General features: G+C 70.0%; 12 protein-coding genes. 3 read left to right on the forward strand and 9 right to left on the reverse strand.

Annotated features, from left to right (window positions below; all coding sequences use genetic code 11):
* The first annotated feature begins 88 nt into the window (after nt 1-88).
* Complete coding sequence (locus AC1RAA_RS30210) at nt 89-2,998, forward strand: SEL1-like repeat protein (RefSeq protein WP_492729998.1); 2,910 nt, start codon at nt 89-91, stop codon at nt 2,996-2,998.
* A 24-nt stretch (nt 2,999-3,022) separates the two neighbouring features.
* Here AC1RAA_RS30210 and minE read toward each other — a convergent pair whose 3' ends face one another.
* The 5 genes from minE to AC1RAA_RS30235 form a co-directional block, all read right to left on the reverse strand.
* Nucleotides 3,023-3,295: a cell division topological specificity factor MinE gene (minE, locus tag AC1RAA_RS30215; protein ID WP_056574726.1), complete on the reverse strand. Its 273-nt coding sequence runs from the start codon at nt 3,293-3,295 to the stop codon at nt 3,023-3,025.
* Between the two features lie 2 nt (nt 3,296-3,297).
* Complete coding sequence (gene minD, locus AC1RAA_RS30220) at nt 3,298-4,113, reverse strand: septum site-determining protein MinD (RefSeq protein ID WP_492729996.1); 816 nt, start codon at nt 4,111-4,113, stop codon at nt 3,298-3,300.
* 68 nt (nt 4,114-4,181) lie between these two features.
* A complete protein-coding gene (gene minC, locus AC1RAA_RS30225; RefSeq protein WP_492729994.1) occupies nt 4,182-4,958 on the reverse strand; it encodes a septum site-determining protein MinC in 777 nt (258 codons plus the stop codon).
* Nucleotides 4,959-5,089: 131 nt separating this feature from the next.
* Nucleotides 5,090-6,376, reverse strand: coding sequence for a solute carrier family 23 protein (locus AC1RAA_RS30230; RefSeq protein ID WP_070061419.1), 1,287 nt, complete (start codon nt 6,374-6,376; stop codon nt 5,090-5,092).
* Between the two features lie 158 nt (nt 6,377-6,534).
* Entirely contained in the window at nt 6,535-6,957 is a 423-nt protein-coding gene (locus AC1RAA_RS30235) for a hotdog fold thioesterase (protein ID WP_056574715.1), read from the reverse strand.
* Nucleotides 6,958-7,044: 87 nt separating this feature from the next.
* On the opposite strand from AC1RAA_RS30235, the gene AC1RAA_RS30240 reads away from it, so the two are divergent.
* Nucleotides 7,045-8,382: an AsmA family protein gene (locus AC1RAA_RS30240; RefSeq protein ID WP_492729991.1), complete on the forward strand. Its 1,338-nt coding sequence runs from the start codon at nt 7,045-7,047 to the stop codon at nt 8,380-8,382.
* Between the two features lie 156 nt (nt 8,383-8,538).
* Here AC1RAA_RS30240 and AC1RAA_RS30245 read toward each other — a convergent pair whose 3' ends face one another.
* The 3 genes from AC1RAA_RS30245 to AC1RAA_RS30255 all read right to left on the reverse strand — a co-directional run bounded on the left by AC1RAA_RS30245 (nt 8,539) and on the right by AC1RAA_RS30255 (nt 11,759).
* Nucleotides 8,539-9,882 (reverse strand): tripartite tricarboxylate transporter permease, encoded by a 1,344-nt coding sequence (locus tag AC1RAA_RS30245; protein ID WP_095948533.1) that lies wholly within the window; start codon nt 9,880-9,882, stop codon nt 8,539-8,541.
* 41 nt (nt 9,883-9,923) lie between these two features.
* Nucleotides 9,924-10,379, reverse strand: a complete 456-nt coding sequence (locus AC1RAA_RS30250) for a hypothetical protein (protein WP_095743059.1) — start codon at nt 10,377-10,379, stop codon at nt 9,924-9,926.
* Nucleotides 10,380-10,472: 93 nt separating this feature from the next.
* Entirely contained in the window at nt 10,473-11,759 is a 1,287-nt protein-coding gene (locus tag AC1RAA_RS30255) for a hydroxymethylglutaryl-CoA reductase, degradative (protein ID WP_492729988.1), read from the reverse strand.
* Nucleotides 11,760-11,896: 137 nt separating this feature from the next.
* Here AC1RAA_RS30255 and AC1RAA_RS30260 point away from each other — a divergent pair, with 137 nt between their 5' ends.
* Nucleotides 11,897-13,285 carry an aminotransferase-like domain-containing protein gene (locus AC1RAA_RS30260; protein WP_062481803.1) on the forward strand — a complete coding sequence of 463 codons (1,389 nt, stop codon included), beginning with the start codon at nt 11,897-11,899 and terminating at the stop codon, nt 13,283-13,285.
* 1 nt (nt 13,286) lies between these two features.
* Here AC1RAA_RS30260 and AC1RAA_RS30265 read toward each other — a convergent pair whose 3' ends face one another.
* Nucleotides 13,287-14,072: a crotonase/enoyl-CoA hydratase family protein gene (locus tag AC1RAA_RS30265; protein ID WP_492729984.1), complete on the reverse strand. Its 786-nt coding sequence runs from the start codon at nt 14,070-14,072 to the stop codon at nt 13,287-13,289.
* Nucleotides 14,073-14,112: the final 40 nt, after the last annotated feature.

Raw genomic sequence — 14,112 nt, forward strand, 5'->3', positions numbered from 1 at the left:
GCCGGCGGTCACGTGCGCGTGAAACGGCGCCCCTAAACTGGGCGCCACCCATGGCCTTCGCCATGGACGACACACGCACCGACCACACATGGGCAATCGTTCCTGGCTCTATCTCGAACACAGTCTTCCCGACACCGAAGAAGCATCGGCCGACGAAATCGCCGAAGCCAACAACAACTTCCCCGTGCTCTGGCAGCTCCTGCTGGCCGATGGCGCGGCCGGCGATGCCATCGACCACCAGCGCGTCTTCAGCGATGCGGGCACCGACAACCTCGCCAGCGACGCGCACGCCGCGCTCGCGCGCATCCGGCAGCTGCACGCCTTTGTCGAACGGCACCCGATGCTGCACACGCTGCCGCAGATCGCGCTGCAGTTCGAGGCCGTGGCGCTGCACCTGGCCGAGCTGATCGACGAGACGCCGGAGGGCAGCGCGCCGCGCTTCTCCGCCAACCTCGACGAGTTGTCCTGGCTGGGCGGAGACACGGAAGGCGAGGGCTTCATCGAACGCAACCGCCGCGAGTGCAATGAACTGTGGGCCGAGGTGCGCCGCTGCATCGACAGCGGCAACCACCCGGGCGTGGACGCGGCATTGGGCATCCAGCGCTTCGCGGACTGGGAGGCCTGGGCCTGGCAGTTCGGCTTCGGTGGGATGTCGCATCCGTACTTCGACGGCTACGAGGCGCCGCGCGACGAGCGCTTTGCCGACTTCGAGCCCGAGGAGGAAGACGACGGCGAACGCCCCGACTACGACAACCACCTGGGCGAGGACCTCTGGCGCTTCGAGGTCGACGGCCGCTGGGGCGTGATGCGCGTGGTGTACGACGACGACGGGCGCAGCCAGCGCACCACCGTGGTCGAGCCCGCGTGGGACGACATCCGCTACGCCGGCGCGGACGATCCGCGCCTGCTCTGGATCTCGCAGGGCGAGCGCTCCGGCCTGCTGCATGCCGACGCCGAGGCGCCGCGCGTGCTGCTCGAACCGCAGCTCGACGAGGTCTGGGCCTTCGAGGGCGACGTTGCCACGGCCCTGGTCGGCGACCACGTCGGCTTGCTGCGCACCGACGGTAGCTGGCTGCTGGCGCCCTCGGTCGACGAGGTCTGGAGCTTTGTCGAAGGCCGGGTGCGCGCCCGCGCGGGCGAGCGCATCGGGTACATCGACCTGCAGGGCCAGTGGACGATTTCGCCCCGGTTCGAAGAAGCCGAAGACTTCACGCCTTTCGGCCTCGCCCCGGCGCGCGGCGACGAGGGCGGCTGGGGGTTGGTGCGCGCGGACGGCGAATGGGCCGTGCCGCCGCATTTCGAAAGCCTTCAGTGGCGCCACGACTGGGAGGGCTTCGACGCCAAGCGCGAGGGCAAGAGCGGGCTGCTCGACGCGCAAGGCCGCGTCGCGATCGAGCCGGTCTACGAACAGGTCGACCTGCTCGAGGAATACCCGATCGAGATCCTGACGACCGAAGACAACGATCCGTCGAACGAGCGCGGCACCCCGGCCCGGCCGAAGCGCTTCGCCGTGGAACGCGCCGACGGCCTGTGCGGCCTCGTCGACGGGCAGGGCCGCGTGCTCGTGCCCTTCGACTACGGCCGCTTCGAAACCCTGGAGCCGCTGACCGGCGAGGAGCGCGGGCACGCCATGGTCCGGCGCGACCTGGTGCGCGTGGCGTCCAAGGGCGGGCGCACGGCGAAGAACGCGCCGTGGCTGCGCGGCATCTACGACGTGGCCGCCGGCCGCGAGCTGGTGCCGTGCCGGCACCGCACGCTCCAGCCGCTGGCCTGGGGCACGCAGGACATCGGCTGGCTGGTCGCCGATCCGGTGCCGCGCGCCGCGAAGGTCGAGAAGGGGCAACTCGCCGTGGGCGTGCTGCGCGCCGATGGCGCCGTGCTGCACCCGCAGGCCTATCCGTGGATTTCCACCGCGGTGTCGGTCGCCGACGGCTGGATGTCCACGGTGGTCCGCTCGGACCTGTGCAAGCGCTGGAGCGCGGGCGAGCCGGTGCAGGCCGCGCGCAACGACACCGGCCTGTACGTCTGGCTGCACGCCGACGGCCGCGAGCAGGCGCACGCCGAGCACATGGCCGCACGCCATGCCGCCGGCGACCTGCGGGCCGCCTACGAGCTGGCCTGCCATCTGCGCGACGGCGAGGGCATCGAGCCCGACCCGCGCGAAGCCCTGCGCTGGATGGCGCACGCCGCCGGCGTGCGCGCGCCCGGCGACGCTCCCGCGACCGCCTCACCCGAGGGCCTGCCCGTGGCGATGTGCGAGCTCTCGAAGATGCTGCGCTGGGACACGGCCGGCCTCGGCGCCGAACCCGCCCTGGCGCGCGCGTGGCTGCTGCACGCCATCGCCCATGGCGGCGAGGACGACGCCGCCACGCACGCCCATCTCGGCTACATGCTGAGCGAAGGCGAGGGGGGCGAGCGCGACCTGGAAGGCGGCATGCGGCACTACGAACGGGCCGCCAAGCAGAACAACACGATGGCGCTCTACAACCTCGGCCTGGCGTACAAGCTCGGCGAACCGGGAGAGCCCGACCTGGCCCGCGCGATCGGCTACTTCCGCCGTGGCCACGAAGCCGGCGACGTCAGCGCCACGATGCAGCTCGGTCGCACGCTGTGCCTGCACGCAGGGGCGTTGGCCGAACAGGGCCAGGGAGAAACGGAAGTGAAGGCCTTGTACGCCGAAGCCCTCTACGCGCTGCAGAAGGTGGCGGAGGACAGTACGCAGCGCCAGCAGGGCTGGGCCTGCTACGAGCTGGGCTGGATGCGCATGCAGGGTCAGGGCGCGCCGGAAGACGGGGCGGCCGCCGAGCGCTGGCTGCTCACCGGCGCCGCGCTCGATGACTGCGAAGAGAACCTGGAGAGCCAGCGCGCCTGCGTGGAATCTCTGGCGGCGCAGTTCTACGGCGACCGCGAAAGTCCGCTCTTCGACGAGGACAAGGCCCGCGCGTGGACGCAGCGGCTGGAGGCGCTGCCCGCTGCGGCCCCGGATCAACCGGCGTGAGCCGGTTGATCGGGGTTCTGGCGCTCAGCGCGCCGGAACCGGATCGGGCAGTTCGATCTTGATGTCCAGCACTTCGAGGTTGTCCTGGGTTTCCAGGTGCACCTTGATGTCGTCGGCGTTGATCGACACGTACTTGGAAATCACCGCCACCAGCTCGCGCTGGAGCTCGGGCAGGTAATCGGGGCGCTTCTTGCCGCTGAGGCTGGAGCGCTCGTGAGCGAGGATGATCTGCAGGCGCTCCTTGGCGACGCTCGCAGTCTTCTTCTTCTCACCAAGCAGGAACGAAAGAAACGACATGCCTACTTGCTCCCGAAAATCCGTTTGAAGAAGCCCGGCTTCTCGGCTTCGACGAAGCGCATCGGCTTGTCTTCGCCAAGGAAGCGCGCGACCACGTCGCTGTACGCCTGGGCCACGTCGGTGTCCTTGTCGTGGATGGCGGGCACGCCCTGGTTGGAGGCGTGCAGCACGCTTTCCGACTCGGGGATCACGCCGATCAGCTTGATGCGCAGGATGTCCTGGATGTCTTCCAGCGAGAGCATCTGGCCGCCGGCCACCCGGTTCGGGTTGTAGCGGGTGATCAGCAGGTGCTCCTTGATCGGCTCGCCGCCGTCCTTGGCGCGCTTGGTCTTGCTGCTGAGCATGCCCAGGATGCGGTCCGAGTCGCGCACCGAAGAGACTTCGGGGTTGGTGACGATCAGCGCCTCGTCGGCGAAGTGCATCGCCATCATGGCGCCGGTCTCGATGCCCGCGGGCGAGTCGCAGATGATGTAGTCGAACTCCATGGCCGACAGGTCGTTCAGGATCTTCTCGACGCCTTCCTGCGACAGGGCTTCCTTGTCGCGCGTCTGCGAGGCGGCCAGCACGAACAGGTTGTCGCACTGCTTGTCCTTGATGAGCGCCTGGCTCAGGTTGGCCTCGCCCTGGATCACGTTGATCAGGTCGTACACCACACGGCGTTCGCAGCCCATGATCAGGTCGAGATTGCGCAGGCCCACGTCGAAGTCGATCACGGCCGTCTTCTTGCCGGCGAGCGCAAGGCCCGACGCGAAGCTGGCGCTCGTGGTCGTCTTGCCGACGCCGCCCTTGCCCGAGGTCACCACCACAATTTTGGCCATCGCCATTCCTTCTTGTTTCGATTCAGTTGTCGATTGATGCTCAGCGCTGCCGCGTTCCTGGTTTTTCATCAGGGAATCGCGTCGATCGCTATTTTTTTGCCGTCCAGGCGCACCTGGGCGGGCTTGCCCAGCACGGGCTCGGGCAGCGGCACTTCGTTCGTGCGATAGATGCCCGCAATGGCCACCAGCTGCGCTTCCATGCAGGTCGAGAAGATCCGCGCCTCGGTGTTTCCGCGCGCGCCGGCAATGGCCTTGCCGCGCAGCGGCGCGTACACATGCACGTTGCCGTCGGCGATGACTTCGGCGCCGAAGCTCACGATGGCGGTCACCACCACGTCGCCGCCGCGCGCGTAGATCTGCTGGCCCGAGCGCAGCGGCTTGTCGATCAGCAGCGTGCCGTTGGCCGGCACCGGCAGCTCGCGCACGATCTGCGGGGCCTCGGAGGCCGCAGGCGCCTCGGCGGGCGGGGCCGGCGGGCGGGGCGCGGGGGCCGAGGGCATGGCGGCCACCGACAGGCCGGCTTCACGTGCCGCGGCATGCTGCTCGGGGCTGCCGCCGCGCACGGCGATCGGCTGGGTCTGGTGGCGCGCCAGCAGGCTGCGCAGGGCGGCAAAGTCGATCTCGGGGGCGGGAGTGTCGGCCTCGGCCGCCAGTTCCTGCAGCATCGAGAGGTCGATCACCACCGGCTCCTGCTCGAAGAAGTCGGGCGAATCCGCCAACTGGGCGTCGAGCGCCTCGGCCAGCACGTCGAGGTCGGCTGTCTTGAGGATCACTGCGACCAGCGGCAGTGTGGCGCTCTTGAATTCGAAAACCGCCTTGGTACGAGCGGCGGAAACATCGGCCATTGGAAAACGTGTGTGAACGTCGGTGCGAAAAGCGTTGGAGTCTAACGGGCGCCGGCCAAAGCCCGGTGACCGGCGCCGCGTTCACTGACCCCGCACAACAGTTATTGCACGAGGTTTCACTTTGTCTGCGCTCAGGCGTTGCGCGAACGGCCCAGCAGGGCGTAGAGGATGATGGCGCCGAAAGTGGCGGTTCCGATGCCGCCCAGCGCGAAGTCGCCGAACTTCAGCGTGAAGTCGCCGGTGCCGATGATCAGCGTGATGGCGGCCACGATCAGGTTCTTGTTCTGCGAGAAATCGACCTTGTTGTCGACCCAGATCTTGGCGCCGGCAATGGCGATCAGGCCGAACACCACGATGCTCACGCCGCCCATCACCGGCAGCGGAATGGCCTGGATCAGCGCGCCGAACTTGGGGCTGAAGCCCAGGATGAGCGCAATGAAGGCCGCCACCACGAACACTGCCGTCGAGTAGATGCGGGTGGCCGCCATCACGCCGATGTTCTCGGCGTAGGTGGTCACGCCCGTGCCGCCCGCGGCGCCGCTCACCACCGTGGCAATGCCGTCGCCGATGAAGGCGCGGCCCATGTACGGGTCGAGGTTGCGGCCGGTCATGGCCGTCACCGCCTTCAGGTGGCCGAGGTTTTCCGCCACCAGGATGATCGCCACGGGCGCGATCAGCAGCATCGCGTTGGCCGTGAACACCGGCGCCGTGAAGGTCGGCAGGCCGAACCAGGCCGCGTTGGCGATGCCGCTCAGGTCGACCGGCTTGCCCAGGCCCATGCCGTTGGTGAGCGCGGCGTAGACCAGCGTGGCCAGGATCAGGCCGATGAGGATCAAGAGGCGCTGCACCATGCCGCGCGTGAACACCGCCACCAGGCCCACGCACAGGAAGGTCACGGCCTGCATCCACGAATCGAAGTTGCTGGCCGCCATGTTCTTGATGGGAATGCCCGCCAGGTTCAGCCCGATCACCGCCACCACGGCGCCCGTGACCACGGGCGGCATGAAGCGCTCGATCCAGCCCGTGCCCACGGCCTGCACGATGGCGCCGATCAGGATGTAGACCACCCCGCAGGCCACGATGCCGCCCAACGCCACCGCGATGTTGGCGTTGGCCCCCTTGCCGGCGTAGCCGCTGGCCGCGATCACCACGCCGATGAAGGCGAAGCTCGAGCCCAGGTAGCTGGGCACCTTGCCGCCCGTCACGAGGTAGAAGATGAGCGTGCCGATGCCGCTCATCAGGATCGCGATGTTGGGGTTGAAGCCCATCAGGATCGGCGCCAGCACCGTGGCGCCGAACATGGCGATCACGTGCTGGATGCCCATCGCGCCGGTCTGCAGCCAGGGCAGCCGCTCGTCGGGCGCGATGACGGCGCCGTTGGCCAGTGTGGACACCGGCTTTTCAGTCCAGTTGAACATGTGTTTTCTTCTCCTCGGTTGGTGTGTGTTGGGGGGTCGACGCGCTCCCTGGGGCGAGATTGTGGTCGATCCACCCCGTGCTGAACACGGGTGCCACCCGCAAGAGGCGTACCAGCGGGAGAAGAAAGAAAAGAAGCGCCCCGGGGGCGCGCCCGCGCTCAGCGCGGCTGCAGCACCGCCATGGTGATGCGCGAGACGCAGGTCAGCTCGCCCGCCTCGTTCGTCAGGTCGATCTGCCAGACCTGCGTGGTGCGCCCGCGGTGCACCGGGCGCGCCGTGCCGATGACCCAGCCGCTGGTGGCCGAGCGGATGTGGTTGGCGTTGATGTCCAGGCCCACGGCGCGGTCGCCTTCGGGGGCCGAGTAGTGCGCGCCGCAGGAGCCCAGCGTCTCGGCCAGCACCACCGACACGCCGCCGTGCAGGATGCCGTAGGGCTGGCGGGTGCGCTCGTCCACCGGCACGCGGGCGCGGATGAAGTCGTCGCCCACCTCCAGGAATTCGATGCCCAGGGCGGCCACGGCCGTGCCCACGTGGTTGGCGGTCAGCGATTCGACCGAGATGTCTTTCTTCCAGATACGCATGCAGGGGTCTCCGATACAGGGGGTGCGAGGGCACTATAGCGACGACGGCTGACAACCGCAGTCGCCTTTGCGTGCTACCTTGGGTCGATGACCTTCCCTTCGGTGCGGCGGTGGCTTCTGGGCTCGGCGGCGGTGCTGCTGCTGGGCATCGGCGCGCTGGCGCTCGTGGTGGCTGCACGCCTGCCCGACGACGACGAGGTGGCCGCCCGCATCGCCGCCGGCTTCTCGCAGCGCTACGGCGTCGAGCTGACCGTGGGCGGCGCCCACTGGTCGCTGTGGCCGGTGCCCGTGCTGGCGCTGTCCGAACTGGCGACCGACCAGCCCCAGCCCATCACCCTGCGCCGCGTGAGCGTGCGGCTGCACCTGTGGCCGCTGCTGCTGCGCCGCGAGGTGGCGATCGACGAGATCGCGCTCGAAAGCCTGGTGCTGCCGCGCGCCTCGGTGCGCGCCTTCCGGGACAAGGGCCCCGAGCCGCAGGAAAGCGAGCGCATCGTGCCGCTGCCCGCGCCCTGGACCCTGGCGCCCGTGCCGGTGGAGCGCGTGCGCTGGCGCGACGTGGTCTGGATCGACCGCCGCGACATCGCGCTGGCCTACGACGGCGAGGTGGCCTTCGACGACAACTGGCGCCCTCGCAACCTGCGTCTGGAGCGCGCCGGCGCCGCATCGCCCGTGCGCCTGCGGCTGGACCGCGAGGGCACGGAAGACCGCTGGCGCACCCGCATCGACGCGGGCGGCGGCACGTGGAACGGGCAGGCGCGGCTCGAGGTGCTGCCCGAGGGGCGGGGCTTGCGCGTGTCGGCCGAGCTCGATCCGCGGCAGGTCGACATCGAGGCGCTGGTGCAGGCCTTCGGGCGCCGCTCGGCGGTGGCGGGCAAGGTCTCGGGCCACACCTCGCTGGTGGCCGAGGCCCGCGAGGTGGGCGCGCTGATCCGCAGCCTGCACACGCGCACCACCTTCTCGGTGCAGCCCGCCACGTTGACCCGGCTCGACCTGGCCAAGGCCGTGACCACCGCCGGCATCAGCCGCGGCGGCACCACGGCGCTGGACGAGCTCACGGGCACGCTCGACACCCAGGGCACCGAAGACGGCATCGTGATGCGCTACACGAACCTCAAGGCGCGCTCGGGCGTGCTCACCGCGAGCGGCAACCTGCGCCTCTTCAACCGCCAGATGTCGGGCGAGATGGCGGTGGACCTGGTCGACGGCGTGGTCGGCGTGCCGCTCAAGATCGGCGGCAGCGTGGCCGAGCCCGAGGTGTCGATGACGGGCGGCGCGCTCGCGGGGGCGGCGGTCGGCAGCGCGGTGCTGCCGGGGGTGGGCACGGCGATCGGGGCGCGTGTGGGGCAGCAGGTGGAGAAGCTGTTCGGTGGGGATGAGCCGGCGAAGAAGAAGACGCCGCCGAAACCCTCTGCATCGCAGCGCTGACTCGCTGGTTGCCGTCGCGTTCAGGGCGCGTGCCCAGGCCACCGGGTACTTCCCTCCGCGAATGTCCCCCGGCCTGCGGCCTCCTCCTTGATTTCGCTGCGGGAAGCACCCAGTGTCCTGGGCACATGGACGCGCTGCTGGTGTGCGGCCGGCCGATCAGGAGAACGCCTTGATCACCGCCGGCACCGTCAACACTGCCGTGTAGTAGCCCATGAATTGCACGCCCGTGTTGAAGCCGATGGCGCGCGACAGCAGGCCGCCGAGCAAACCCATCGTGAGGATCACCAGGAGGCCGAGCAGCTGGCCTTCCCACACGCTGATCACCACGATCAACCCGACGAAGGTCGCGATGATCGCCTCGTGGCTCACCTTGCGCGACACGAACAGCGCCGCGCGGCGCGCGAAGTTCATCGTGAAGGGGTAGGCCACCAGCGCCGCGAGCACCACGGCCAGCATGCCGTAGCCCAGGAACTCCCAGTGGTTCAGCAGGTTGTGCAGGTTGTGCGTCTGGCCCGTGGCCGAGTCGATGGTGAACACCGGCGGCGCGTTGAACAGCGGCGCGGCGGGGCCGGCCGCCACGGGGCTCAGCGGCAGGCCGATGGCGATCAGCGGGATCAGCGCTTCGGCGATGTAGGTGGCCTCGGTCACGCCGTTGCGCGCGGCCAGCGTGGTCGTGAGGCGGTGGTACGCATGCTTGATGCGCGAGCCCACCAGCTCGCCCAGCACCACCGTCATCGCGACGGGGCTGAACACGAAGGTGGCGCTGGAGATCGCGGCGGTCGCGAAGGTCCATTTCACCTGCGCGCGGTCGAGCACCTTGAACGGGTTCGGGAAGTAGCCCGACCAGCCCTTCACGTCGGGCGCGAGCGAGAAGGTGCGGACCTTGTCGCGCTTCATGCGCGCACGCGCCGCCGGCGAGATCACCGAGAACAGGTCGGCCACCAGCGGTCCGATGGCGATGCCCAGGAAGTAGCTGATGCTCAGCTTCACGCCGTACTTGCCGGTGAGCGCCTGCAGCGCCACGATCACCATCACGAACGGCACCAGCGTGGCCACCGAGGCCCAGCGTCCGCTCGAGAAGTAGGCAATGGCCACGGCCGCCACCACGAAGATCCACGGCGCTGCCTTGGTGATGGCCGCGCCGTACGGCGCCAGCAGCACCGCGAACAGCACGGCCAGCGGCACCGCGAGAAAGGCCGCGATGATCGCGCCCGACACCATCTTGCGCAGCGCGATGTGCGGCACGCCCAGGTTGCGCAGCACGTTGGCGTCCTGCAGCAGCGGCGTGGCCATGGTGTCGCCCGGAATGCCCAGCAGCGCGGTGGGCACCGCGTGCGTCATGTGCTTGGCCACGGCGGCGGCCAGGAAGAAGGTGAACACGCCTTCGGGCGGCACGCCCAGCAGCACTACCAGCAGGGTGAGCGGTGCGAGCGTGGTGGTTTCGTCGGTGCCCGAGACGAGGCCGATGGCCGCGAACACGATGGCCCCCACGAGGCCCATGCCGGTGGCGACGAGGATCTGGTTGAAGAGGGCGGCGTCGATCACGAGGCGGCTCCTTCGGCGGCCTTGGCGGCCTGGGGCTTGTACGACGCGAAGAGCTCGTAGATTTCGAGCTCCTTCATCTCGCGCACCACCACCGGCGGCAGGTCGTCCACCGAGCCCAGGTCGCCGTGCTCGGCGGCCAGCTCGGCCAGCACCTCCTCGCGCCAGCGCGGATCGGCGGCGGTGCCTTCGACCACTTCGCGCTTGGGCGTGAAGAGCTTCGCGCAGATCACGCCCGAGACGACGCAGCCGCCGAGGCCCGCGAGCATCGCGTAGGCGCGCGCCAGTTCGGGCGTGCTCACCACGCTCGCGAGCACGCGGCTCGCCACGAGATAGCCCGTGAGGCTCACGGCGACGCCGATCGCGATCGACCACGCGAGGTGGCCCAGGTCGGCCGTGTCGCCCCATATCTCCACCAGCCGCCAGCGGGCGGGCGTTGCACTGTCTGCGTTCATTCGAGTTGTCTCCGTCTGTGGTTGTGTGACGGCCGCGTGCGCGACCGCCGCGGTGTCGGCCGCGGACCGTGGTGCGGGAGGCTCCCGCGTTGCTTACTTCTTGCGCAGCGCGTCGAGCAGGGCCACGGCGCGGTCGGTGCGCACGTCGTGCTCGGCGGCCATCTGTTTGGCGATGGCGTCGATCTCGTCGCCGGTGGCGCCCGCGACGAGCGCGATGTTGCGGGCGTGCAGCGCCATGTGGCCGCGCTGGATGCCTTCGGTGGCGAGCGCGCGCAGCGCGCCGAGGTTCTGCGCGAGGCCCACGGCCACGGCGACTTCGCCAAGCTCCTGCGCCGACTTCACGCCGAGGATCTTCAGCGCGAGCCGCGCGAGCGGGTGCGTCTTTGTCGCGCCGCCGACCAGGCCCACCGGCATCGGCATCTCGATGGTGCCGACCAGCGCGCCGCCCGCGTCCTTCTCCCACGTGGTGAGCGAGGTGTAGCGTCCGCTGCGGCAGGCGTACGCATGCGCGCCGGCTTCCACCGCGCGCCAGTCGTTGCCGGTCGCGACGATCACCGGATCGATGCCGTTCATGATCCCCTTGTTGTGCGTCGCCGCGCGGTAGGGGTCGATGGCCGCGAAGGTGTAGGCGTCGATCACGCCCTCGACCACTTCTTCGCCGCTGCGCTCGCGCGTGGCCAGCACGGCGGGCGCGAGCCGCACGCGGGCACGCGCCAGCCGCAGGTCGGCCAGGTTCGACAGGATGCGCAGGCGCACCGTGCCGCCCGTGAGCTTCTCGACCAGCGGCGACACCGCCTCGGCCATGGTGTTGACGGTGTTGGCGCCCATCGCGTCGCGCACGTCGACGATCAGGTGCATCACCACCATCGCGCCGCGCGGCGTGTCGCCGAACACATGCACTTCGATGTCGCGGCAGCCGCCGCCTAGGCCGATCAACACCTTGTCGCGGCTGTTCGCCACGGCCAGGATCTCGTCGCGCGCACGCAGCAGCGCCAGCCTCGCGCCGTACGGGTCGGTGATGCCGATCACCTGCACCTGCGCGCGCATCAGCGGCCCGGTGCTCGAGGCCTCGAAGCCGCCGCCTTCGCGCGCCAGCTTGGCCATGAAGGAGGCGGCGGCGACCACCGAGGGTTCTTCCACCGCCATCGGCACGAGGTAGTCGCGCCCGTTCACGGTGAAGTTGCCGGCCACGCCCAGCGGCAGCTCGAAGGTGCCGATCACGTTCTCGACCATGCCGTTGGCGCGCTCCACGCCCAGCGCGCCGGGTTGCGCGAGCAGGGCCACCTCGTCGTCGGTGAGCGCGGCGGCCTGTGCGATGTGGGCCAGGCGTTGGGCGGGCGTGAGTGCGCGGAAATTGGGAATGCGGGAATCGGCGGCCATCGGTGCGTGTCTCTTCGGAAGGTGAATTCGGGAGCAGGCAATTTAGGCCGGCTGTACCGCCCGCGGAAGGCACAGTTTGGCGGGACAGTGCGGACAGTGGTGCGCCGCCACGCCTCGCTGTGTCACAGTCCAAACCCATGACCACGATCGCCGATTCGCTCGCCGACACCCTCGCGCGCCAGATCGCGAGCGGCGCCTACAAGGCCGGCGACAAGCTGCCCTCGCTGCGCGAACTCGCGCAGCTGCACGGCTACGCCAAGAACACCGTGGTGGCCGCCTTCGAGCTGCTGGTGTCGCGCGGCCTCGTCGAGCCGCGGCGCGGGTCGGGCTACTACGTGCTGGCACAGGCCACGGCCACGCCCAAGCCGGCCGAGGACGACGCGGGCAGCCTCGGCCGCGCGATGGACATCGTGTGGCTCATGCGCGAGCAGCTCAAGACGCAGCCCGATGCGGTGGCGGTGGGCGACGGCTTTCCGCCCGTCGAATGGTTGGCCGATGTGCGGCTGGACAAGTACCACCCGAAGGTCGTGCGCACGGGGCTCGGCGCGCTGTTCCGCTACGGCAGCCGCTTCGGCTACGCGCCGCTGCGCGACCACCTCGTGCGCAAGCTCGCGGACTTCGGCATCGGCGCCGAGCCGCGGCAGATCGTGCTCACGCACGGCGCCAACGAGGCGATGGACATCGTCATCCGCTACTTCGTGCCGCCCGGCGGCAAGGTGCTGGTCGACGACCCGGGCTACTACCCCCTGTTCGGCAAGCTCAAGCTCGCGGGCGCGCAGATGCTGGCGGTGCCGCGCCTGGCCGACGGGCCCGACCTCGAGGTGCTGGAGCAGCTGCTCATCGCCGAACGGCCGCGCCTGTTCTTCACGCAGTCGCTCGCGCACAACCCCACGGGCTCCGACATCTCGCCGGCCAAGGCCTTCCGCGTGCTGCAGCTGGCGCAGAAGTACGACCTGCTGATCGTCGAGAACGACCCGCTGGCCGATTTCAAGCCGACGGCGCTACCGCGCCTTTCGGCGCTCGACCAGCTCGAGCGCACGATCTACATCGGCAGCTTCTCGAAGTCGTTCTCGGCCGCGCTGCGCGTGGGCTTCATCGCCTGCGGCGCCGACCTCGCGAGCGACCTCGCCGACCTGAAGGCGCTGATCCACGTGAGCAGCTCGGAGTACAGCGAGCGCACGGTCGACGTGATCCTGAGCGAGGGCCACTACCAGCGGCACCTCAAGCGCCTGCAGCAGCGGCTGGGCGAGGCCACGCGCGACGCGCTGAAGCTGTTCGACGCCGTGGACGCCGAGGTCTTCGCGCGCAGCCCGCAGTCGCTCTACATCTGGGCCGCGCTGCCCGGCGTGGACGACTCGCTGGCCTTCGCGAAGGAACTGCTGCCGCGCAAGATCGTGATGGCGCCGGGGCGCATCTTCAGCGTCGACTCGACGCAGGTCTCGCGCTGGTCGCGCTTCAACGTGGGTGCCATGGCCGACCCGCGCTTTGCGAAGGCGCTGCGCACGGCGTTGCGGCGGCGCGCTTGAATCAGCCGGTGAAGGTGCCGTGCCGGCCCGCACCGCCGGCAAAGCGCGCGGCGCCGGCTTCGCCTTCGGCCGCGACGATCGGCACGCCCTGCGCGCCTTCGCGGCGCAGCGCCTCGGCCAGCGGGAGGTCCCACTGTTCGAAGGCGGAGCGGCGGTCGGCCAGCATGCATTGCTGCGGAAAGGCGGCGATCTGCCGCGCCAGCTCCTGCGCGGCGGCGAGTGCACCGCCCGGCGGCGTGGTGCGGTTCACCAGGCCCATCGCCAGCGCCTCGGCCGCGGAAACGGGCCGGCCCGTGAGGATCAGGTCCAGCGCGCGCCCCATGCCGATGAGGCGCGGCAGCCGCACGGTGCCGCCGTCGATCAGCGGCACGCCCCAGCGGCGGCAGAACACGCCGAACACCGCGTCGTCGTCGGCCACGCGCAGGTCGGCCAGCAGCGCCAGCTCGAGCCCGCCCGCCACCGCGTAGCCGTTCACCGCTGCGATCAGCGGCTTGGACAGCGCCATGCGCGTCGGGCCCATCGGGCCGGCGCCGCCGCCGTCGGGGTCGAGCTCGTTGCGGCGCGCCGGATCACCGACCGCGCCCAGGTCGGCACCCGCGCAGAAATGGCCGCCCGCGCCCGTCAGCACGGCCACGCGCAGCGCGTCGTCGGCCTCGAAGCGTTCGAAGGCCGCGCGCAACGCGGCGGCCACCACGCCGTCCACGGCGTTGCGTTTGTCGGGGCGGTTCAGCGTGAGCGTGCAGACGGGGCCGTCCGCTTCGAAGGTCACGCAGGGTGGGGTGGACATGGGCGGCGTCTCCGGGAAGTTGAAATGGCGGGTGGCCCGG

This window comes from Variovorax sp. GW823-FHT04F07 (assembly GCF_058795995.1).

Coding starts and splice junctions, on each gene's coding strand:
- AC1RAA_RS30240 (WP_492729991.1), top strand. CDS start 7,045: ATGACCTTCCCTTCGGTGCGGCGGTGGCTTCTGGGCTCGGCGGCGGTG.
- minE (WP_056574726.1), bottom strand. CDS start 3,295: ATGTCGTTTCTTTCGTTCCTGCTTGGTGAGAAGAAGAAGACTGCGAGC.
- AC1RAA_RS30260 (WP_062481803.1), top strand. CDS start 11,897: ATGACCACGATCGCCGATTCGCTCGCCGACACCCTCGCGCGCCAGATC.
- minC (WP_492729994.1), bottom strand. CDS start 4,958: ATGGCCGATGTTTCCGCCGCTCGTACCAAGGCGGTTTTCGAATTCAAG.
- AC1RAA_RS30210 (WP_492729998.1), top strand. CDS start 89: ATGGGCAATCGTTCCTGGCTCTATCTCGAACACAGTCTTCCCGACACC.
- AC1RAA_RS30245 (WP_095948533.1), bottom strand. CDS start 9,882: ATGGGCCTCGTGGGGGCCATCGTGTTCGCGGCCATCGGCCTCGTCTCG.
- AC1RAA_RS30255 (WP_492729988.1), bottom strand. CDS start 11,759: ATGGCCGCCGATTCCCGCATTCCCAATTTCCGCGCACTCACGCCCGCC.
- AC1RAA_RS30230 (WP_070061419.1), bottom strand. CDS start 6,376: ATGTTCAACTGGACTGAAAAGCCGGTGTCCACACTGGCCAACGGCGCC.
- AC1RAA_RS30250 (WP_095743059.1), bottom strand. CDS start 10,379: ATGAACGCAGACAGTGCAACGCCCGCCCGCTGGCGGCTGGTGGAGATA.
- AC1RAA_RS30265 (WP_492729984.1), bottom strand. CDS start 14,072: ATGTCCACCCCACCCTGCGTGACCTTCGAAGCGGACGGCCCCGTCTGC.
- minD (WP_492729996.1), bottom strand. CDS start 4,113: ATGGCCAAAATTGTGGTGGTGACCTCGGGCAAGGGCGGCGTCGGCAAG.
- AC1RAA_RS30235 (WP_056574715.1), bottom strand. CDS start 6,957: ATGCGTATCTGGAAGAAAGACATCTCGGTCGAATCGCTGACCGCCAAC.